17 protein-coding genes are annotated in these 19,966 nt (G+C 40.3%); 13 read left to right on the forward strand and 4 right to left on the reverse strand.

Annotated elements, in window-relative coordinates:
- A complete protein-coding gene (gene nagB / locus H5079_RS06575) occupies nt 1–807 on the forward strand; it encodes a glucosamine-6-phosphate deaminase (protein ID WP_182683757.1) in 807 nt (268 codons plus the stop codon).
- Nucleotides 808–862: 55 nt separating this feature from the next.
- On the opposite strand, the gene H5079_RS06580 is transcribed toward nagB, so the two are convergent.
- Nucleotides 863–1,117 carry a YfhL family 4Fe-4S dicluster ferredoxin gene (locus H5079_RS06580; RefSeq protein WP_011329785.1) on the reverse strand — a complete coding sequence of 85 codons (255 nt, stop codon included), beginning with the start codon at nt 1,115–1,117 and terminating at the stop codon, nt 863–865.
- Between the two features lie 562 nt (nt 1,118–1,679).
- Between H5079_RS06580 and H5079_RS06585 the strand changes: the two genes are divergently transcribed.
- Nucleotides 1,680–2,564 (forward strand): LysR family transcriptional regulator, encoded by an 885-nt coding sequence (locus tag H5079_RS06585; protein ID WP_220488947.1) that lies wholly within the window; start codon nt 1,680–1,682, stop codon nt 2,562–2,564.
- 79 nt (nt 2,565–2,643) lie between these two features.
- Here H5079_RS06585 and yegQ read toward each other — a convergent pair whose 3' ends face one another.
- Together yegQ and H5079_RS06595 are read right to left on the reverse strand one after the other, a co-directional pair.
- The gene (gene yegQ, locus H5079_RS06590) at nt 2,644–4,050 is read right to left on the reverse strand and encodes a tRNA 5-hydroxyuridine modification protein YegQ (RefSeq protein ID WP_011329783.1); all 1,407 of its coding nucleotides are present in this window, start codon (nt 4,048–4,050) and stop codon (nt 2,644–2,646) included.
- 258 nt (nt 4,051–4,308) lie between these two features.
- Nucleotides 4,309–4,809, reverse strand: a complete 501-nt coding sequence (locus H5079_RS06595) for an acyloxyacyl hydrolase (RefSeq protein WP_225740922.1) — start codon at nt 4,807–4,809, stop codon at nt 4,309–4,311.
- A 309-nt stretch (nt 4,810–5,118) separates the two neighbouring features.
- Here H5079_RS06595 and H5079_RS06600 point away from each other — a divergent pair, with 309 nt between their 5' ends.
- The 10 genes from H5079_RS06600 (at nt 5,119) to der (ending at nt 17,357) form a co-directional block, all read left to right on the forward strand.
- Complete coding sequence (locus tag H5079_RS06600; RefSeq protein WP_259398052.1) at nt 5,119–6,735, forward strand: triacylglycerol lipase; 1,617 nt, start codon at nt 5,119–5,121, stop codon at nt 6,733–6,735.
- A gap of 143 nt (nt 6,736–6,878) precedes the next feature.
- On the forward strand, nt 6,879–7,310 hold the full coding sequence (ndk, locus tag H5079_RS06605; RefSeq protein ID WP_011329780.1) for a nucleoside-diphosphate kinase: 432 nt from the start codon (nt 6,879–6,881) through the stop codon (nt 7,308–7,310).
- 169 nt (nt 7,311–7,479) lie between these two features.
- Nucleotides 7,480–8,610 carry a bifunctional tRNA (adenosine(37)-C2)-methyltransferase TrmG/ribosomal RNA large subunit methyltransferase RlmN gene (locus H5079_RS06610; protein WP_011329779.1) on the forward strand — a complete coding sequence of 377 codons (1,131 nt, stop codon included), beginning with the start codon at nt 7,480–7,482 and terminating at the stop codon, nt 8,608–8,610.
- Nucleotides 8,611–8,756: 146 nt separating this feature from the next.
- The gene (gene pilW, locus H5079_RS06615; RefSeq protein ID WP_182683758.1) at nt 8,757–10,499 is read left to right on the forward strand and encodes a type IV pilus biogenesis/stability protein PilW; all 1,743 of its coding nucleotides are present in this window, start codon (nt 8,757–8,759) and stop codon (nt 10,497–10,499) included.
- Nucleotides 10,496–11,359, forward strand: a complete 864-nt coding sequence (locus H5079_RS06620; protein ID WP_011329777.1) for a RodZ domain-containing protein — start codon at nt 10,496–10,498, stop codon at nt 11,357–11,359. The genes pilW and H5079_RS06620 overlap by 4 nt, the downstream gene beginning before the upstream one ends.
- Before the next feature lie 5 nt (nt 11,360–11,364).
- Nucleotides 11,365–12,483: a flavodoxin-dependent (E)-4-hydroxy-3-methylbut-2-enyl-diphosphate synthase gene (gene ispG, locus H5079_RS06625; RefSeq protein WP_086998188.1), complete on the forward strand. Its 1,119-nt coding sequence runs from the start codon at nt 11,365–11,367 to the stop codon at nt 12,481–12,483.
- A 179-nt stretch (nt 12,484–12,662) separates the two neighbouring features.
- Nucleotides 12,663–13,943, forward strand: a complete 1,281-nt coding sequence (gene hisS / locus H5079_RS06630) for a histidine--tRNA ligase (RefSeq protein ID WP_011329775.1) — start codon at nt 12,663–12,665, stop codon at nt 13,941–13,943.
- A gap of 47 nt (nt 13,944–13,990) precedes the next feature.
- On the forward strand, nt 13,991–14,611 hold the full coding sequence (locus tag H5079_RS06635; RefSeq protein WP_011329774.1) for a tetratricopeptide repeat protein: 621 nt from the start codon (nt 13,991–13,993) through the stop codon (nt 14,609–14,611).
- A gap of 10 nt (nt 14,612–14,621) precedes the next feature.
- Complete coding sequence (gene bamB, locus H5079_RS06640) at nt 14,622–15,800, forward strand: outer membrane protein assembly factor BamB (RefSeq protein WP_011329773.1); 1,179 nt, start codon at nt 14,622–14,624, stop codon at nt 15,798–15,800.
- Nucleotides 15,801–15,893: 93 nt separating this feature from the next.
- Nucleotides 15,894–17,357: a ribosome biogenesis GTPase Der gene (gene der / locus H5079_RS06645; RefSeq protein WP_011329772.1), complete on the forward strand. Its 1,464-nt coding sequence runs from the start codon at nt 15,894–15,896 to the stop codon at nt 17,355–17,357.
- 81 nt (nt 17,358–17,438) lie between these two features.
- On the opposite strand, the gene H5079_RS06650 is transcribed toward der, so the two are convergent.
- A complete protein-coding gene (locus tag H5079_RS06650; protein ID WP_182683780.1) occupies nt 17,439–18,026 on the reverse strand; it encodes a DUF4202 domain-containing protein in 588 nt (195 codons plus the stop codon).
- A gap of 184 nt (nt 18,027–18,210) precedes the next feature.
- Between H5079_RS06650 and H5079_RS06655 the strand changes: the two genes are divergently transcribed.
- On the forward strand, nt 18,211–19,938 hold the full coding sequence (locus tag H5079_RS06655) for a DUF885 family protein (protein ID WP_182683759.1): 1,728 nt from the start codon (nt 18,211–18,213) through the stop codon (nt 19,936–19,938).
- The last annotated feature ends 28 nt before the right edge of the window (nt 19,939–19,966 follow it).

Raw genomic sequence — 19,966 nt, forward strand, 5'->3', positions numbered from 1 at the left:
ATGCAAGTACTTATATTTGATGATAAAAAAGCTGTTGCTGAAAATGCAGCAGCGTTGCTACAAAAGTTAATTTTAGCAAAAAACAATGCAAATATAGGCCTAGCTACAGGTAGCACGCCTATTGATTTATATAAGCAGCTAGTATCGATGTATAAAAATAAGCATATTAGTTTTGCTCAGGTAAATACGTTTAATTTAGATGAGTATTACGATATCGATGAAAATAATAGTAATAGCTACCGTTACTTTATGAACAGCCAACTGTTCGATCACATAGATATAGATAAAAACAACACCCATTTACCAACTTGTAACGCCAAACAAGATCCTAGAAAACAAGGTGAACATTTTGAGCAGCAAATAGCGGCACTCGGAGGCTTAGATCTGCAACTTTTAGGCATTGGCGGCAATGGCCATATTGGCTTTAATGAACCCTCATCAAGCTTTGCATCTCGCACTCGGATCAAATCGCTAACTGAGCAAACCGTATCAGACAACAGCAGAATGTTTTCAGACGATGAGCAACAACCAAAAATGGCGATGACCATGGGTATTGCTACCATAATGGACGCTAAGTATGTGTTACTAATTGCCACGGGTAAAAATAAAGCACAAGCGGTAAATGACATGGTAAACGGCCCACTTTCGGCAAGTTGCCCGGCGTCAATTTTACAAATGCATAAAAACGCGATAGTGATAATCGACAACGATGCCGCCAGTTTATTAGCTAATAAAGATTACTTTACTTGGGTCAGTCAGCAAAACCATGAAATAAATCAAGCTTTTGGCCACTTCCCTGACTTATAAAAACGAATATTACTAAGCGTACTGTTAATCAGCTTTAAAACAGTACGCTTAGCAGTTAGCCACAACTACTAGTTAACCTTACGTACTTATCGGCAAGCTCATCAATAGTTTCACTATGGGTTGGGTCTGGCTTAATACAATCAATTGGGCAGACACTTACGCAAGTAGGTTTATCATAATGACCTACGCATTCAGTGCATTTACTGGGATCTATTTGATATATTTTAGCCCCCATATAAATAGCCTCATTTGGGCACTCTGGATCGCACATATCGCAGTTAATGCATTTGTTATTTATGAGTAGAGCCATTTTTTAGCCTTTTCAATTAATATCATTATAAAACAAAAAGATAAGTAAAAACAAAGGTGTGTAAAGGCTAACTTTTGTGCAGTTCTAGTTTAATAAAAAACCTTTATTTTTCTTTAAATCGTAGCACACATTCGTAACACACCATTTTATTTTTAGGTGTAAATTGCAGCCACAAATTATGCCTATTTTTCTCTGTTGCTTTGTTGATCTCAATCAATAAAAAATCGCCGCAAGGCCTTTATTTATATAGGTTTAACTAATGGGCAAAAAACTACTCAAGCTTCTGGCAGAAACCGAAAGGCAACTCGTGTTTGGTATTTATGCGTCGCTATAGGCTATTTATGGCAATAACATATTGCTCGGCACTGCTTTATTTAAAAGCTCAAGCCACTGCAGCAAATTAAACCTTAAAAGATAAACTCGCCGCAAAGTATTTATAAAAGTTAAAAATGCTTTTATAAATCACTACTTTTAACATCTAATGATATTTAACAGCGCCGCTGTTATGATTAAACATAACTTCAACAATAATTAAGTTTTGAAATGATAAGCGGTTTTAATAATGCCTAATTACTCCCTTGATGATTTACGTTATTTTTGCACTATAGTGAAAATAGGGAGCTTTAAAAAAGCATCCGAAAGTCTAAATCTATCATTATCAACCTTAAGCCGCAGAATACGTTTATTGGAGCAAACTCTACAGTTAACCTTACTTAATCGAGACGCTCATCGCGTTACATTAACTCATACAGGGGAGCTATATTACGCTCGCTACTGCAAACTGTTTGAGGAAGTAGACGCCATAGAGCAAGCGTTATCTGATGAGAAGCAGCAACCAAAAGGTAAAATTAGAATTTCTGCGCCAATTTACATGGGCAAGCATTTTTTAAGCGCTATTTTTTGTGATTTTTTACTGCTGTATCCAGAAATACAGTTAGATTTACGTTTTTCAAATGACTTAATTGATATCGAAAAAAAAGGCATTGATATTGCTTTTAGAGTAAGAAACCCTGCTATTGATAATTGGGTTATTAGAGAGTTGAAACTCACCCATAATATAATATGTGGCCGCCCTAACCAAACCACTCATTTAATTACCCACCCTGAGCAATTAGAAGAACAACCCAAAGTTATTTGCTTTGGATTAGCCCCGTGGCAATTAAAAAACAAACTGACTAATGAAGTGTATAACGTTGAGCCAAAAAAACACATTAGGCTTGAAGTTGATGAAATTCAAATGATGAAACATGCCGTAGAATCGGGTGTTGGCATTAGTTATATACCTGATTATATTGCATTGCCATTAATAGAGTCAGGAACGCTTGAGCGTATTCTTCCTGATTGGCAAAGTGCAGGGCAGCCTTTTTCTATGCTTTATCGCGACAGAAAACAAATCCCTCATCGTGTGAGGTTACTAATAGACTATACCTTGCAACACTTTAGCTAAAGCGCTGCAAGGTATTTTTTAATAACTCAGCCTCAGTACCATAACGCTATAAAAGTCGCTTAAAGTATTGCTGTAATTACTAAACGGCTTGCTTAAACGGATTACGAGTATCTTGATGCTCATCAAGATTACGCATTAAAATAGCGTACGCTAAATCTAGTGCTTGAGGCAGCGCTATTTTAACAATATGGCCGGAACCTTTAGCATCGCTAATACTTTCACCCTTTTTATTTTCCATCTGCTCAAGTACAAAGCTAATATTACCTTGTGGGGTCATTAACTCTAATGAATGGCCAACACAAAACTTATTTTTTACATCAATATCAACTAAGCCGTTAGCATCTCTACCCAGCACTTCGCCAACAAACTGTTGTTTAGTTGATACCGAATGGCCGTATTCATAATTTTGATAGTCTTGGTGCGCATGGCGCTTTAAAAAGCCTTCGGTGTAGCCTCTGTGGGCTAAATTTTCTAAGGTTTTAAATAAGTTGGTATCAAACGGGCGACCAGCTACTGCGTCATCAATTGCTTTGCGATAAACCTGCGCGGTGCGTGCTACATAATAAAAAGACTTGGTGCGCCCTTCTATTTTTAAGCTATGTATACCCATTTGGGTAAGTTGCTCTACATATTGTACTGCTCGTAAATCTTTTGAGTTCATAATATAAGTACCATGCTCATCTTCATAAGCAGGCATATATTCACCGGGGCGACCTTGCTCCTCTAACATGACTATTTCGCTACTAGGAGCGCCTTCACCAAGCGTAGGTATTATACTTTTAGGATCGAACTTATGTACCATTTCACCTGTTTCGTTTTCAACGCCCGGTTTTACATCGTAATCCCAACGACAAGCATTAGTGCATGTACCTTGATTTGGATCGCGTTTGTTTATGTAACCCGACAATAAACAGCGTCCAGAGTACGCCATACACAAGGCACCATGGACAAATATTTCCAGCTCGGTATTTGGGCAAAGCCTGCGTATTTCGGCAATTTCTTCTAGCGACAGTTCGCGCGATAAAATAACTCGCTCAATCCCCTGTTTTGCCCAAAACTGTACACTCGCGTAATTTACCGCATTCGCTTGTACCGATAGATGAATAGGCATAGTCGGCCATTTTTCACGCACTAACATAATTAAACCCGGATCAGACATGATCAGCGCATCGGGCTGCATAGCAATAACCGGCTCAATGTCGCGTAAATACGAGTTAACTTTAGCGTTATGCGGCGCAATATTCGATACCACATAAAACTTTTTATTTAGTGCATGCGCTTCATCTATGCCTATTTTTAATGTTTCAAGATCAAACTCATTATTACGTACTCGTAAGCTATAGCGTGGCTGCCCTGCATATACTGCATCGGCACCATAGGCAAAGGCATAGCGCATGTTTTTTAAGCTGCCCGCGGGCGATAATAGTTCAGGGGTAAACGCAAACGGCGGTGTATTTTTTGAAGAGTTAACAGTAGTTGATGGCATGAGCGCTCCATACATAAAACTGGTTACAAGCCAGTTGCATGAATAATTAAATAACAAAGCGCGGCAGTATATAGAGTATTAATTTAAGGATAATTGATCAGCATCATGTACTGAGTATTTAGCGTTAAAAGCACAATAATTTAGCCCTTATTTAAAACACCTCTCACTAACGAAAAACTGAGTAGCGTTTTGCGCTAATTTTTCGTAGTAGCCGCAGTTATTTATATTGCGATACTTGCGGCTACTTAGTCACAGGGGTTAATAAAAGCGGGTATAATTTAGGGCAATAAAATCTAGCCCTGGATTTGGCTTTTTGAAGCCGGCGTTAGAATAATGAAAGTAGCGTATAGCCACGCTTTGTCGATTATTTTTGCCAAACTTCATCACTAAACCTAAGCGGTCTTCAAATTGATAATGGGTGCTGACATTTTTGCCCGCAAACACAGTATCGTCGAGTAACGAAACACCAATCCCAAACTCTATAAAAATAGGTTTATCTGCCATCTGGGTTATCGGGTATTGGATCACTGGCGAAATAGCAAGCACTAGGTTACTGTCGTAGTCATTTTCAGCACCATACTCCCACAGGTTTAAGCTTGATTCAAAATACATATTTAAATTCTCTGAATACTGTTTTAACCAGTCAACGTGGTATTGCAGCGCTAGCTTAATCCCTTTGACATCTCCTTCACCTTGAATGTAATCAATCGAATAACTCTTGTTTTGAGTTGCGTCTGCCGAAAATACAAAACCAAACATTAGTGTCAAACTTAGAATAATATTTTTCATAGCAATATAAGCGTGTTAAGTTGAATTTGGCGGCTATTTTAATGACATTTATCACGGTTAAAATTTAATTAATTAGTATAAAACAATCGACTTAATAGAATTTAATTAACCGCCAATATTATTGCTGCAGCACACAACTACACGAACAATAGCCATTATGTGAGCAAGTTTTTGCACAAACAGGCAAGTTAATTTGTTAATAGCCGTTTAATACTTGAGAAAATAACGACTAAGGTGTAGATTTTAATATTGTTTTTATAATTTTTTAGCAATGTGACTATGGTTCGATTATTCTTTATTATTGCAATTTTTATTATGCTCAATGGCTGCTCTTCTGGGCGTTTTTTGCAATTAAATGACCAACAGCCACAAATTAGCAATGCGTTGGGCTATGCTGTTTTACCTAATTTAGCGCCCTTATCGCTAGGCGCGTTACACAGCCATTGTCTGAGCGTGAGTGATGATACAGATATTGGCCTAGTATTGAGCCTACAATGCGCGCAAACTCTGTTGGCCAGACCGCAATTACCCTCTAATTTAAAAACGTATGCACTGAACCTCTACAACAGCTCTCTTTATAAACTACTAAAAAGCGATCCCACACAATTAAACCTTGTTTCGGTTGCAATAAACGGTGAAAAACAATTTACCTTTGTAAGTAACCTATTACCTTTAGAGCCACGCCTTGCGGCTAAAACACTGGGTGAGTTGGGGGTTGCCTTAGTGGTAAAGAAACAGCAGCCCGACAACCCAAAAGCCAAGTTTTACCCTGAAGAAGGTATTTACCGCGCCTACAATGCTAAGTTAAAAACAATTGAAACACAGGGTTTAACCTACCTAGTTACCATAGATATTGAACAACAAAACAACACCAAAGAAATTAGCTTAGGAAATAATCGCTACGCATTAAGTTATTCACCTGCAGCAAGTTTTTTAATGCTGCTAGAAGATGCCACCATAGACCAATTTAGTTGGCTAGGCTTTGTCTCTGCCAGCGAAGCCGAAAAGCGTCGTGGCATATTTTCACTTGCCCAATTAACTGCTGACAAAGAACCATTAGTAATGATCCACGGTTTAAATTCTGATCCACTGATTTGGCGTTACTTAACCATGGCCATATTAAATGATGCAGTATTAAGCCAACGTTATCAAATTTGGCATGTGTATTATCCCTCAGGTCCGCCACCGTTTTTTAATGCCATGAGAGTGCGTCATTTACTCAGTGAACTGAGCCAAGTTGCTAGCGGGGAGCAAGGCTTTGAGCGCGCAACAATAATTGGCCACAGTATGGGCGGAGTGATCAGTAAAACACTAACAACAAATAGCAACTACGCATTGTGGGATGCCACTTTTACCGACAGACCCGAACTGCTACTCAACGAAAAACAACGCGATATTAAAGATATTTTTGTGTTTGAGCCGGTGTTTAACTACAACCGTGTATTCTTTTTAGATACACCACATCGCGGCTCCAGTATTGCCAGTTCAGCATTAGGCTACATAGGCGCGTCCTTGGTTACTTTGCCACTGGAATTTACTGGCCTTTTTAAAGCACTTATCGATAAGGTTGGCATAGCTAAACTAACTAAAGGTATGCTGCCTTTTTTAAAAGATTATGGTCCAAATAGCGTACAAGTACTCAGACCTGGGCACCCTTTAATGGATGCGTTGGGCACATTACCCGTGCAAGGAGAAGCGTATAATATTATTGGTTCTACTAATCGTCTAATCTGCGATTCAAGCGATGATTGCAGTAATATCAGCGACAGTGTAGTTGACTACCCTAGCGCTTATTACGACAAAGCTAAAGAGACTATTATAGTTAAATCAAGCCATAACTCCTTTCAAAACCCTAGTGCAATTGAGTATATTTTAACAAAGTTAAAATCGCAGTAAGCGCACAAAACAAAATATAAATAAAGCCTGCTAAATATATTCAAAGATGGTTATTAATAATAATTAGTATTTTTACGTTAAAACGCGTATAATTCGCGCCCGTTAATATTCACACTTTCACTTAAAATTATTGGAGCATTAAGATGGCTTTAGAACGTACTTTCTCAATCGTAAAACCTGATGCAGTTGCTAAAAACCACATCGGCGCTATCTACAACCGTTTCGAAACTGCTGGCCTTAAAATCGTTGCAGCTAAAATGGTTCACCTTTCACAAGAGAAAGCTGAAGGCTTCTACGCTGAACACAGCGAACGTCCTTTCTTCGGTGCTTTAGTATCTTTCATGACATCTGGTCCAGTAATGGTTACCGTTCTTGAAGGCGAAAACGCTGTTCTTAAAAATCGTGAAATCATGGGTGCTACTAACCCTGCAGACGCACTAGCAGGCACTTTACGTGCAGACTACGCTGACAGCATCGACGAAAACGCTGTTCACGGCTCTGACGCTGTTGAATCTGCTGCTCGCGAAATCGCGTACTTCTTCGCTGACGAAGAGCTTTGTTCACGTACTCGTTAATTCGAACTCGTTAACATATTGAAAAGGGCTTTCGGGCCCTTTTTTAGTCATTATGTAAGGTATTAATCAGTAAACTTATAATGTTTTACTTAATGATTAAGCTGAGTGAATTGTGTACAATTCGTCCTCGTAAATTTTTATCTCCACCGTCACCGATTGAGGTTGTTTCATGACCGAACAAAAAAAGATTAACTTATTAGATTTAAACCGAGAAGGGATGCGCGAGCTATTTGCATCGTTCGGTGAAAAGCCGTTTCGTAGTGACCAGGTGATGAAATGGATTTATCATTTTGGCGTAGATAACTTCGACGATATGAGCAACGTAAACAAAAAGCTTAAAGAAAAACTTAAAGCTGAATGCGAAATTGTTGCCCCAGAAATATCAGTGCGTCAACAAGCTAAAGATGGCACGATCAAATACGCATTAGTGCTTGAAGGCGGCCAAGAAGTAGAAGCTGTTTGGATCCCTGAAAAAGAACGCGCTACGTTATGTGTATCATCGCAAGTTGGTTGTGCGCTTGAATGTACTTTTTGCTCTACAGCGCAACAAGGCTTTAACCGTAACTTAAAAGTATCTGAAATTATTGGCCAGGTTTGGCGTGTAGCTAAAGATATTGGCCTTGATGGTCACAGCGAAAAACGCCCGGTAACAAACGTGGTAATGATGGGCATGGGTGAGCCACTCCTTAACGTTAAAAACGTAGTCCCCGCGATGGAACTGATGTTGGACGATTGGGGTTTTGGTTTATCTAAGCGCCGCGTTACATTAAGTACTTCAGGCGTGGTACCGGCTCTGGATTTACTAAAAGAAAAAATTGACGTAGCACTGGCTATTTCATTGCATGCTCCTGATAACGCACTGCGCGATATTTTAGTGCCCGTTAATAAAAAATACCCTATTGAAGAGTTTTTAGCGGCGTGTCGTCGTTATATCGATGGCTCTAAAGCAAATAAAGACGTAACCGTTGAATACGTTATGCTCAATGGTATTAACGACAGCACCGACCAAGCGCACGCATTGGTACAAACGCTTAAAGGCACTCCTTGTAAGGTAAACCTTATTCCGTTTAACCCATTTCCGGGTAACGAATATACGCGTTCGAGTAATAGTCGTATTGACCGTTTTTCTAAGGTTTTACAAGCAGCCGGCATTACTTGTATTGTACGTCGCCCTCGCGGTGATGATATTGATGCAGCCTGTGGTCAATTAGCTGGCGATGTTGTTGATAGAACAAAACGCTTGGCTAAAAAGAAAATGCGTGACGATAACGCGATTGCCGTTAATATTCACCAAGCATAGTCTCATCTCTAAATAGCAATCAGTCTTAATTAATACTTCATATCAAGACTGATTGCTTTTAAGTCGTTTATTTTTAAATAATTGATGCAACATAGATGCTTTTAGGTAAGATAGGCGCTATGGACAAAAAATAAAGAGACAAGGTAATGCGACCTTTACTAGTTTTAACTATATCTACGCTCGCCTTAGGCGGTTGCGTTACAGAAAATAGTTATAACGGCAGTGATAAACCCGTTGTCGAAAATAAAATTAATAGCGCAGGCGCAGCTCGAACTCGCATTGCCCTTGCTTTACAATATTTAAATACGGGTAATAACTCTCAAGCAAAATATAACCTTGAACGTGCCAGCGAATATGCGCCAAACCTACCCGAAGTCCACTACTCTTTAGCGTATTACTATCAACAAGTTGGTGAAAATAAACTTGCCGATTTAGCCTATCAAAAAGCACTTGCTATTAAACCTGACGATCCTAATACCTTAAATAACTATGGGGTATTTTTATGTGGTATAGATGAATACGACCGTGCTACTGATCAGTTTTTAAAAGCAATCGCAATACCCAGCTATATCCGTGTTGCCCAAAGCTACGAAAACTTAGCGTTGTGCGCTATAGAATTTGACGACTTTGATAACGCCGAAACTTATTTTCAGCAAGCAATAAATCACAGTTCTCAGCGCGCTTCAACGCTAATTAGTTTAGCGGCTTTATATTACGCTAAAAGCGATTTATACAAAGCAAGTGCACTGTTAAAGCGTTACGACGATACCGCGCAAATATCTCCGCGTGCTTTATTACTTAGTTATTTAATTAAACAGCGCATGGGTAAAATTGAAGAAGCAGAGAAAATTGCTGCAACTATCCTACAAACTTACCCAAGTAGTGATCAGGCTTTTGCGATTAGAGATAGCCAAATAAAACAAACCGAATTTGAAGTCTTGCGCGAAAAATATCGTCAAGCGCAGCTCAATGAATTAAAACAAGATGGTAGCGAAGCGCAATTAAGTTCACAGCCTAAAATAAAAATAATTCGTAAAAAGCGTCCATCACAAAATGACTCAACAAGCTTAATTAGTGCTAATAAAACGCCCGTTGCAACAGTAACAGCCCCAGCTGCAGTAATAGCCGAAGTTAAACCAGCTCAGCCGTCAAGCAAAACTGTCGCGCCAACAAGCCAGACGAACACTGCGCTAAACGCAAAACTAATAACAAACTCAACAAACCAAAGCAGCAAGCAAGCTATTGTTAGCCCTTTAAGTACGCAGCCTGAGACATCACCAAGCACCTTGCCTGCAGCACAGGTAGCAGTTAATAATAACGTTAAAATAATTTCTTTTGGCGCTCCTCAACCTGCTAATAACAGCGCTAATAAAGCAAATACAACTAACACTACTTTCAGCCAAACGAGTGCTCAACCTAGTAATAATGGTCAGGTGGTTTTTTATAAGGCCACTAAAGATGCAGATGTATTTACTAGCAATAACAGCAACGAACTTGACACCATAGAGCTGAGAAATGCGCCAACAAGTAACGACAATAAGCTACCTATGCTCAATCCTAAGGTTGCGCCACTTACAGTACCGTTTCATATAATAGAGTTTGGTGAAAACCTATTTAGCATTTCGGTACGATACAATGTTAAACTACAAAAGCTCCTACTATGGAATGGATTAAAAGAGTCAGATCGGGTAATGAATGGCAGTAAAATTTACCTTAACGATCCTAATATTTATTATGAAATTAAAGCTGGTGATACCCTTTTTGAAATAGCTACCCAGCGGCAGGTATTAATTGATGAATTAATGCGATGGAATAAATTAAGTCCTGATATAGCACTAACACCAGGGCACAATCTTTTACTAGTGGATCCAGACTCATACCTATTATGAATGAAGAAATTACTCAGCCCCAAAGCGAACAACCTTCTCTTGGGCAAATATTAAAAACACACAGAGAAAACGCTGACATTAGCCTTGCTACTATGGCAACACATTTAAAACTGACTGTGTTACAAGTACAACGCATGGAAAATGATGAATATCAGTTACTTGGCCCTACAACCTTTGTAAAAGGGTATATAAAAAATTATTGCCGAGAGCTAAAAATTGATCATACACCTATTTTGGCTATGCTACCTGCACCTACAACGCCTGAAAAACCCGTTGATATGCAGAGTTTTTCGCGTCGTACTGAAAAAGAAGCTAACGACAGTCGTTTAATGATTGCCAGCTATATTATTTTAGCCATTGTAATTGGCTCCTCTGCCTTATGGTGGTGGCAAAATTCTATGCCAATTGAAGAACAAACAAGTAATATTAATGTTGAAAACTCGATAATGAGTGAGCAACAAGAACAGGCTGCGCAAAGTAATATTGGCGCATCACAGCAGCAAGTTCAGGAAATAAATAATGTAGCATTACCGCAAAGTGAGCAATTAAGTGCGCTACCTAGCGGTAATAGTACAATTAACACCACTACTACAGCCCCTAACGAAGCAAACAATAGTAGTACTATCGTTATGCTTTTTAATGATGAGAGCTGGGTAGAAATTTATGATGCCGAAGGTGAAAAAATTGCGTTTGGAGTAAAAAAAGCAGGCTATGAAATGACCTTAACAGGCATAGCTCCTTTTTCGGTTGTGCTGGGTAAGCATGATGCAGTTAATATTACTCTAAACGGTGAAACTGTTGATCTATCAGCTTTTCCAAAAAATCGTTTAGCTAAATTTAAATTACCACTAGCAGAGTAGCCGCTATGTTTTCAGAATCCCCAATTAAACGCAGAAAATCAACCCGTATTAATGTTGGTAATGTACCTATAGGTGATGGCGCACCCATTGCCGTGCAGTCAATGACTAACACCGACACTATGGATGTGGATGCAACCGTAGCACAGATTCAGGCAATACAAGATGCCGGCGCCGATATTGTGCGCGTATCTGTACCAACTATGGACGCCGCCGAAGCATTCAAAAGCATTAAAGAACAGGTAACTATACCGTTAGTAGCCGATATTCACTTTGATTACCGAATTGCCTTAAAAGTGGCAAAATATGGCGTAGATTGTCTGCGTATTAACCCAGGTAATATTGGCAGCGAAGAGCGAATTAGGGCTGTGGTAGATGCGGCTCGCGAGCACAACATTCCTATTCGTATTGGTGTAAATGGCGGCTCATTAGAGCGCGATTTACAAGAAAAATACGGCGAGCCTTCGCCCGAGGCATTATTAGAGTCGGCAATGCGCCATGTAAATATATTGCGCCGTTTAGACTTTGATCAATTTAAAATATCAGTAAAAGCGTCTGACGTGTTTTTAGCTGTAGGTGCTTATCGCTTGCTAGCAAAAGAAATAGACCAACCTCTGCATTTAGGTATCACCGAAGCCGGTGGCATGCGCTCAGGCTCAGTTAAATCTGCAGTCGGTTTAGGCATGTTACTTGCCGAAGGAATTGGCGATACGCTACGTGTTTCGTTGGCAGCCGATCCGGTGCAAGAAATTAAAGTTGGTTTTGATATTTTAAAATCACTGCGTATTCGTTCTCGCGGTATTAACTTTATTGCTTGCCCTAGCTGCTCTCGCCAAGAGTTTGATGTAGTTAGCACCATGAACCAATTAGAAGAGCGCTTAGAGGATATTATTGAACCGGTTTCGGTCTCAGTGATTGGCTGTGTAGTAAACGGCCCTGGCGAAGCATTGGTAAGTGATATTGGTTTAGCCGGCGCTAGTCGTCGCTCAGGATTATATATTAATGGCGAACGCCAAAAAGCCCGCATAGATAACAATAATATTGTTGAACAACTTGAAGGCTACGTGCGCGATTTTATTGCAAAAAAACAAAACCAAACACCTATCGATATTAAAATCGTTGAGTAACACCTTTAATTAGTTAGTTTGGCCTTTATTTAAATTGTGCTATCGCTGGGTAACTTAGCAATAGCGCGCCTCTAAGCTCGCATTTACGTGTAAATTAGGGTTATAATATCGGGTCAATTTTTTTAGTTTTATGTTGTCGCAGTCAAGCATTGTACAACAACAGTTTTTAGGATTTAGCAGTGGCAAAACAAATTCAAGCAGTTCGCGGTATGAACGATTGCCTACCAGGCGATACTCAAGTTTGGCAAAAAGTAGAAAATATTTTACGCGAAACCGTTGCGTCGTTCGGTTATCAAGAAATTCGTTTTCCAATTGTAGAATCAACCGACCTATTTAAACGCTCTATTGGTGAAGTAACCGATATAGTAGAAAAAGAAATGTACACCTTTGCCGATCGTAATGGCGACTTACTTACGCTTCGCCCAGAAGGCACCGCTGTGTGTGTACGCGCAGGAAACGAAAATGGCTTACTGTATAACCAAGAGCAACGCCTTTGGTATATGGGCCCAATGTTTCGCCATGAACGTCCGCAAAAAGGCCGCTATCGCCAGTTTCACCAATTTGGTTTAGAAACCTTTGGTATTGCGAGTGCCGACATAGATGCAGAAGTTATTTTACTTACAGCGCAATTATGGGAATCGTTTGGGATTAGCGAACATGTACGTTTAGAGCTTAACTCGTTAGGTTCAAACGAAGCACGTGCCAATTACCGTGATGCACTGGTTGCCTATCTTGAGCAACACCTTGATGTACTAGACGAAGATTCAAAACGTCGCATGTATTCAAACCCGCTACGTGTACTTGATAGCAAAAACCCTGACGTGCAAGCAATTTTAATTAATGCACCTAAGCTATCTGAGCATTTAGACACTGAATCAAAAGAACATTTTGCAAATTTATGTGAACGTTTAGACGCAGCCGGCGTCAAATACACGATTAACGAAAAACTGGTACGTGGTTTAGATTATTACAACCGCACTGTGTTTGAATGGATCACCGACAGCTTAGGCGCGCAAGGTACTGTGTGTGCCGGTGGCCGTTACGATGGCTTAGTTGAGCAACTTGGTGGAAAAGCGACCCCTGCAGTAGGTTTTGCAATGGGCCTTGAGCGCTTAGTGCTACTGCTACAAGCACTTGAGTGTGTAGGTGATATTCGTCGTAATGCTGATGTATATTTAGCATCAATGGGCGACAAAGCCAGTATTCAAGCACCTATTATTGCAGCGACGCTTCGACGCGATGTGCCAAACTTACGCGTTATGGTGCATGCTGGCGGCGGCAACTTTAAAAAACAATTAAAACGTGCTGATAAAAGCGATGCACTCGTTGCCGTTATTATCGGTGAAGATGAATTAGAACAAGGCGTTGTGACCATTAAGTATTTACGCGAGCGTAAAGAACAAGTCACATTAGAATTAGAACAAGCTAAAGCGCTATTAGCAGAGCTTATTAATAGCTAATATTTTAATAAAAGCATATTAATGCCAAAGCTATCACAGAGGTAAAAATGGATATTTATTCAACAGAAGAACAACAAGCCGAAGCCATAAAGCGCTTTTTCCGTGAAAACGGCCTTTCTCTTGCACTAGGTGTAATTGTAGGTTTAGGTGGTTTATATGGCTGGAAAGCGTATAACCAAAACCAAATTACCACAGCTGAGCAAGCATCAGACGCTTACACAACATTGGTTTCAGGCGAAAGTGTATTATCGTCAGCTGATACTTTTATTAGCGAAAATAAAGATACCAACTACGCAACGTTAGCTGCATTTGTAGCGGCTAAAGATGCTGTAGAAGCAAATGACCTAGACGCTGCAAGCGAAAAGCTAAGCTGGATAGTGTCTAACGTAAAAAACGATGAATTAAAAGCCATTGCTATTACACGCCTAGCTCGCGTTCAAATTGCCCAGCAGCAGTATGATGAAGCGCTAACGTCGTTAAATGCATCATTACCTGACGCATTTTCTGCCAATGTTGCAGAGCTTAAGGGTGATATTTACACTAAGCAAGGCGACAAAAAACAAGCTCGCGCAGCATATCAAGCAGCGGTTGATGCCGGTGGACTAACCAGTAATCCACTATTACAAATTAAGTTAGATGACCTAGCAGTAACAAGCCCAGCGGCATAAGGTTTTAGCTATGAAAAAAATAACAATCGCAACGCTTGCACTTTGCATGGCAACTTTAATGGGTTGCTCGTCAAGTGATGACGAAGAAGAACTGGTTCTGCCTGAAATAGCCAACCAGTTCGAAACTAATATTGTATGGCAAGAATCAATTGGTAATGGTGTAGAGCATTATTTTTCACGCTTATCACCTGCTGTATATAAAGATACCGTATACGTTGCTAACCGCGAAGGCCAAGTAAAAGCACTTAAGCTAGAAAATGGCGATACGCTATGGAAAAGCGATGTGCGCCAAGATGTATCGTTTTGGCCATGGGCCGATAACGATAGTGCAAAATTATCGGGCGGAATATTACAAGCTTATGGTAAAATATATTTAGGTTCGGAGCATGGCTATGTTATTGCTCTAGATCGTGAAACTGGTGAAGAAGTTTGGCGTAAAAACGTACCCGGTGAAGCACTTTCAAAACCAGCTGCCGGTGACGGTTTGGTATTTGTAAATTTAGCTTCGGGTAAGTTATTAGCCCTTCATCCTGATACGGGTGAAGAACGCTGGCGCTTTGAGCAAGAAGTACCTGCGCTAACCTTACGTGGACAAAGCGCGCCTACGGTTGCAAATGGTGGTGTATTAGTTGGCCTAGAAACCGGCAAATTAAGCGTATTAATTTCAGACAGTGGTTACTCTGCATGGAGTGCCGAAATTGCAGTTGCTAAAGGTGCTTCAGAGTTTGAGCGTCTAGTTGATGTAGACACACAACCACTTATTAGCGGCCCATACGCTTATGCTATTGCTTATAATGGTAACCTAGCGGCAGTTGATATTCGTTCTGGTAATATTGTATGGAAACGTGAATACAGCAGTTACCGCGATATTGCCATGGATGCACAAAGTATTTATGTAGTAGATAGCAACGGTGTTATTTACGCATTGGATAAAGATTCAGGTATTGAACGTTGGAGCCAACCCGCTCTACGTGGTTGGTATTTAACAGGCCCTGCAGTTGCAGGTGAATATTTAGCGTTAGGTGATCAAGAAGGTAACCTACATTGGCTAAATAAAGTCACTGGCGAGCTAGTATCTCGTGAAGACTTTGACAGTTCAGGCTTTTTTGTTGAGCCTGTTGTTGCCAACGATAAACTGATTTTATATACCCGAGATGGGGAAGTTAGTGCGGTACAAATACCAAACTAACTTATGATTATTAGTATAACCCACTAATAGTTAATTATTTTTTGTAAGGCTTCGCAACGCGAAGCCTTTTGTTGTTTTTTAAAGAGGTAGTTTATGCTTCCCGTGATCGCTCTAGTGGGGCGACCCAATGTGGGCAAATCCACATTATTTAACCGTTTAACACGTACTCGTGACGCGCTCGTAGCCGATTTTCCAGGTTTAACTCGTGATAGAAAATATGGCCAAGCAAATTACGATGGCTATGAATTTATCGTGGTAGACACGGGCGGTATTGATGGTTCTGAAGAAGGCATTGAAATCGAAATGGCTGATCAGTCTCTGCTCGCCATTGAAGAAGCCGATATAGTACTGTTTTTAGTTGATGCCCGTGTAGGTATGACAGTAGCTGACCAAGCCATTGCTAATCACTTGCGCAAGCAAGAGAAAAAATGCTTTGTGGTTGCTAACAAAACCGACGGTATTGACGCCGACTCAAACTGCGCTGAGTTCTATCAATTATCGCTGGGCGAAATTCATCATATTGCTGCATCACATGGCCGCGGTATTACGTTATTACTTGAACAAACGCTACAGCCTTTAATTGCTGAATTAGCGGCGCTTGATGAAGATGTAAGTAACGATGATGAAGAGCTTATCGATTTATACCAAGAAGACAGTGAAGATGACTCTCATCAAGCATTTGCAGACAAACCTGTAAAGCTAGCCATTATTGGTCGTCCTAACGTAGGCAAGTCAACACTTACCAACCGTATACTCGGCGAAGAACGTGTAATTGTTTACGATATGCCAGGCACAACCCGCGATTCTATTTATATTCCGATGACCCGTAACGACAAAGAATATATTTTAATCGACACAGCTGGTGTGCGTAAGCGTAAAAAAGTAAGCGACGTGGTTGAAAAGTTCTCAGTGATTAAAACCCTACAAGCAATTGAAGACTGTAACGTAGTGTTATTAGTCGTTGATGCTCGTGCGGGTATTTCTGATCAAGATTTAAGCTTATTAGGTTTTGCACTTAACTCTGGCCGTTCACTGGTTATTGCGGTGAACAAATGGGATGGCTTAGACGATTATGTTAAAGATCGTATTAAATCAGAACTAGATCGTCGCTTAGGCTTTATCGACTTTGCCCGCCTACACTTTATATCGGCATTACACGGTACTGGCGTAGGTCATTTATTTGAGTCGGTAGACGAAGCGTACGAATCAGCTACTAAGCGTATAAGCACCGCAATGTTACGTCGTATTATGGACATGGCACAAGCAGATCATCAGCCGCCACTTGTTCGTGGTCGCCGTGTTAAGCTTAAATATGCGCATGCCGGTGGTTATAACCCACCACGTATTGTTATTCATGGTAACCAAGTTCATGATTTACCTGATAGCTATAAACGCTACCTAATGAACTACTATCGTAAAGCACTGAAAATTATGGGCACACCTATCAAAATCGAATTTAGAGAAGGTGATAACCCATTTGCCGGACGTGTTAATAAAATAACACTATCGCAAAAACGTAAAATTCGTGCGTTTAGTAAAGAAAACCGTAACAAATAGGTACTAGGTACTAGGTACTAGGTACTAAAATATTAAATGGCGTACATTAAATGTACGCCATTTTTTGTTTAAAATAAAGTATTACGCAACCGCTTTATGAATATGCCCAACTAACGGTTCGGGTAATGTTACATTACCAGCGAGCACAAAATCGCGTGCCTCTACTGACATTTTTTGCCACGTGCGACGAATAATGCCAAGCCATTTTTGTTCATCATAATCTGGTTTGGTACTGGTAAAGGCCAACATATAATGTTCAATAAACACCAAACTTGCAATATCCTCCACTAACTGACTGTCTGGGTTGCGTTTAATATCTTGCTTAGCTACCGCGGCATAAACCCGTTGTTGCTGCGCTTCATTAAAGCCAACTTGTTGCATCAACTCAATTACTCTTGAAGCATGAAATATATAAAGTGCACTACGCCACTGATGATACCCCTGCTTATTCATAGCAAAGTTACTACGCGGCGACTGCCAGCGCTCAATATGCTGGCCGCGTACTGCTATTTGCATAAGCTCATCGGCATTAGGGTTAAAACGCGCTAACATTTCGCTCATACGAGTTGCGTATAAACTTTCTTTTGGCAGGCTCTGAGCATTATATATTTCAGTATTAGGGTCTTGGCTATTTGCTTGATCAATTAAAGTTATTACTTGGTTAAGCATTGTATTATTAGGTGCGCTATTTAGCATGGTACTTATATTTAACTTGAGTTTACTTTACACCATTCTAAGCCGCTCAAAACGAATAAGCGAGTACTGAACGTTAACCGCACTAACGAAGTGTTATCTATAAACAGCACGTGTTAACCTTGAACGATAAAAATTAACTCGCTAAAACGAGATAAACATGTTCAAAAAAAGTATTTTAGCTATTTGCTTAACTCTAGTTTCGCTGCCAAGTATGGCTGATAACAATGCCGGTTTAAAAAATATAATTGATAAACATTGGCAACACGCTCAAGCCGATAAAATATTTTTTCGTACCGATCCCGACGGCTGGAAACCCAATGGCAAGTTAGCTAATTGGACCGAGCACGCTATTGCTCAGCGTCAACAGTACAATGATGCCGTGCTCGACAATTTAAAAAACATTGATCCTAGCAAGCTCAGCGACGCGCAGTTAATGAATTACCGATTATTTAAATATGAACGAGAAACCGAGCAACAAAGCTATCTATTTCAGGATAAGTATTTTCCAGTAAACTTTTTAAGCGGCTGGCATACCTACTTTGCTGAAGCACCGGCTAATATGGCATTTTTAACTGCTAATGATTATGATAACTTTTTAGTCAGCCTTGCCGACTACCCTCGTTTTAATCAAGAAAACATTAACTTGATGAAAGCAGGGATTAAAAATGGTTATACGCACTACTGTAAAACCTTTGAAAATTACAGCAGTAGCATTAGCGCTCATATCGTTAAAAAACCTGAGAACAGCGCCTTATACGAGCCCTTTACCCGTATTCCGAGTACGTTTAGTGCAGAGCAAAAAGCCACATATCAAAACAAAGCAAAAGCTTTAATTAGCTCAAAAGTAGTACCCGCTTATCAGCATTTTTACGACTTTTTTGAAAACGATTACATGCCTAATTGCAGAGCCGAGCCTGGTATTTCAAGTGTTAAAGATGGCCTTGATTACTACAAATATACGGTAAATTATTACACCACCACCAATGCCACGCCAAAACAAATACACGAACTTGGCTTAAAGGAAGTCGCACGTATAAAAACGCAAATGCAAAACATCATTGATAAAGTGGGCTTTGATGGCACTTACGCTGAGTTTTTAGAGTTTTTAGCGAACGACAAGCAATTTTACGCAACAGACGCGCAAGACTTGCTCGAAAAAACCGCTTTCATTACCCAAAAAATGTATGGCAAGTTACCTACCTATTTTGGCCATTTACCGCGCAACACCTTTACCATTAAAGGCTCAGCAAGTCGCGGCGCGTTTTATATGCCACCACCTGATAACCGCTCACCAGGTACTTATTTTTTAGCTTCAACACCTAAAATACAGCCTTTATATAACCTAGAGGCACTGAGTTTACACGAAGCAATTCCTGGGCATCATTTACAAAATGCCGTTGCCATGGAGTTAAATGTACCCCAGTTTAGACGAACACTTAGCCACTCTGCATTTGGCGAAGGTTGGGGCTTGTACAGCGAACGTTTAGGCAAAGAAGCCGGATTTTATCAAGACCCTTACAGCGACTTTGGCCGTTTGGGCTACGAAATGTGGCGCGCAGTGCGTTTAGTGGTTGATACCGGTATTCATGCCTTTGGCTGGAGCCGCCAAAAGGCTATTGACTACTTGGCAGATCACACAGCCTTGCCGCAAAGTGCGGTTGAGGATCAAATAGATCGTTATATTTCTTGGCCAGGCCAAGCACTGTCTTATAAAATGGGCGAGCTAAAAATACGTGAACTGCGCGCAAAAGCCGAAAAAGAGCTAGGTGCTAAGTTTGATATACGCCAGTTTCACGACACTGTTATCGGCCAAGGTTCACTGCCAATGGCGGTGTTAGAAGCGGTAATAAATGAATGGATTGCACAGCAAAAGTCCGTTATTTGATGTCTGTGGCGCTAAACATGACTCAGCG

It is taken from the genome of Pseudoalteromonas sp. SG44-5, assembly GCF_014164175.1.
Taxonomy (GTDB): Bacteria; Pseudomonadota; Gammaproteobacteria; order Enterobacterales; family Alteromonadaceae; genus Pseudoalteromonas; species Pseudoalteromonas nigrifaciens.

What these genes read in the sequence shown, in the direction of transcription:
- H5079_RS06610 (WP_011329779.1), top strand. Translation starts at nt 7,480, where the DNA reads ATGACCGAACAAAAAAAGATTAACTTATTAGATTTAAACCGAGAAGGG.
- H5079_RS06655 (WP_182683759.1), top strand. Translation starts at nt 18,211, where the DNA reads ATGTTCAAAAAAAGTATTTTAGCTATTTGCTTAACTCTAGTTTCGCTG.
- yegQ (WP_011329783.1), bottom strand. Translation starts at nt 4,050, where the DNA reads ATGCCATCAACTACTGTTAACTCTTCAAAAAATACACCGCCGTTTGCG.
- H5079_RS06635 (WP_011329774.1), top strand. Translation starts at nt 13,991, where the DNA reads ATGGATATTTATTCAACAGAAGAACAACAAGCCGAAGCCATAAAGCGC.
- nagB (WP_182683757.1), top strand. Translation starts at nt 1, where the DNA reads ATGCAAGTACTTATATTTGATGATAAAAAAGCTGTTGCTGAAAATGCA.
- H5079_RS06580 (WP_011329785.1), bottom strand. Translation starts at nt 1,117, where the DNA reads ATGGCTCTACTCATAAATAACAAATGCATTAACTGCGATATGTGCGAT.
- H5079_RS06595 (WP_225740922.1), bottom strand. Translation starts at nt 4,809, where the DNA reads ATGTTTGGTTTTGTATTTTCGGCAGACGCAACTCAAAACAAGAGTTAT.
- pilW (WP_182683758.1), top strand. Translation starts at nt 8,757, where the DNA reads ATGCGACCTTTACTAGTTTTAACTATATCTACGCTCGCCTTAGGCGGT.
- H5079_RS06585 (WP_220488947.1), top strand. Translation starts at nt 1,680, where the DNA reads ATGCCTAATTACTCCCTTGATGATTTACGTTATTTTTGCACTATAGTG.
- H5079_RS06620 (WP_011329777.1), top strand. Translation starts at nt 10,496, where the DNA reads ATGAATGAAGAAATTACTCAGCCCCAAAGCGAACAACCTTCTCTTGGG.
- der (WP_011329772.1), top strand. Translation starts at nt 15,894, where the DNA reads ATGCTTCCCGTGATCGCTCTAGTGGGGCGACCCAATGTGGGCAAATCC.
- ispG (WP_086998188.1), top strand. Translation starts at nt 11,365, where the DNA reads ATGTTTTCAGAATCCCCAATTAAACGCAGAAAATCAACCCGTATTAAT.
- H5079_RS06650 (WP_182683780.1), bottom strand. Translation starts at nt 18,026, where the DNA reads ATGCTTAACCAAGTAATAACTTTAATTGATCAAGCAAATAGCCAAGAC.
- bamB (WP_011329773.1), top strand. Translation starts at nt 14,622, where the DNA reads ATGAAAAAAATAACAATCGCAACGCTTGCACTTTGCATGGCAACTTTA.
- ndk (WP_011329780.1), top strand. Translation starts at nt 6,879, where the DNA reads ATGGCTTTAGAACGTACTTTCTCAATCGTAAAACCTGATGCAGTTGCT.
- H5079_RS06600 (WP_259398052.1), top strand. Translation starts at nt 5,119, where the DNA reads ATGGTTCGATTATTCTTTATTATTGCAATTTTTATTATGCTCAATGGC.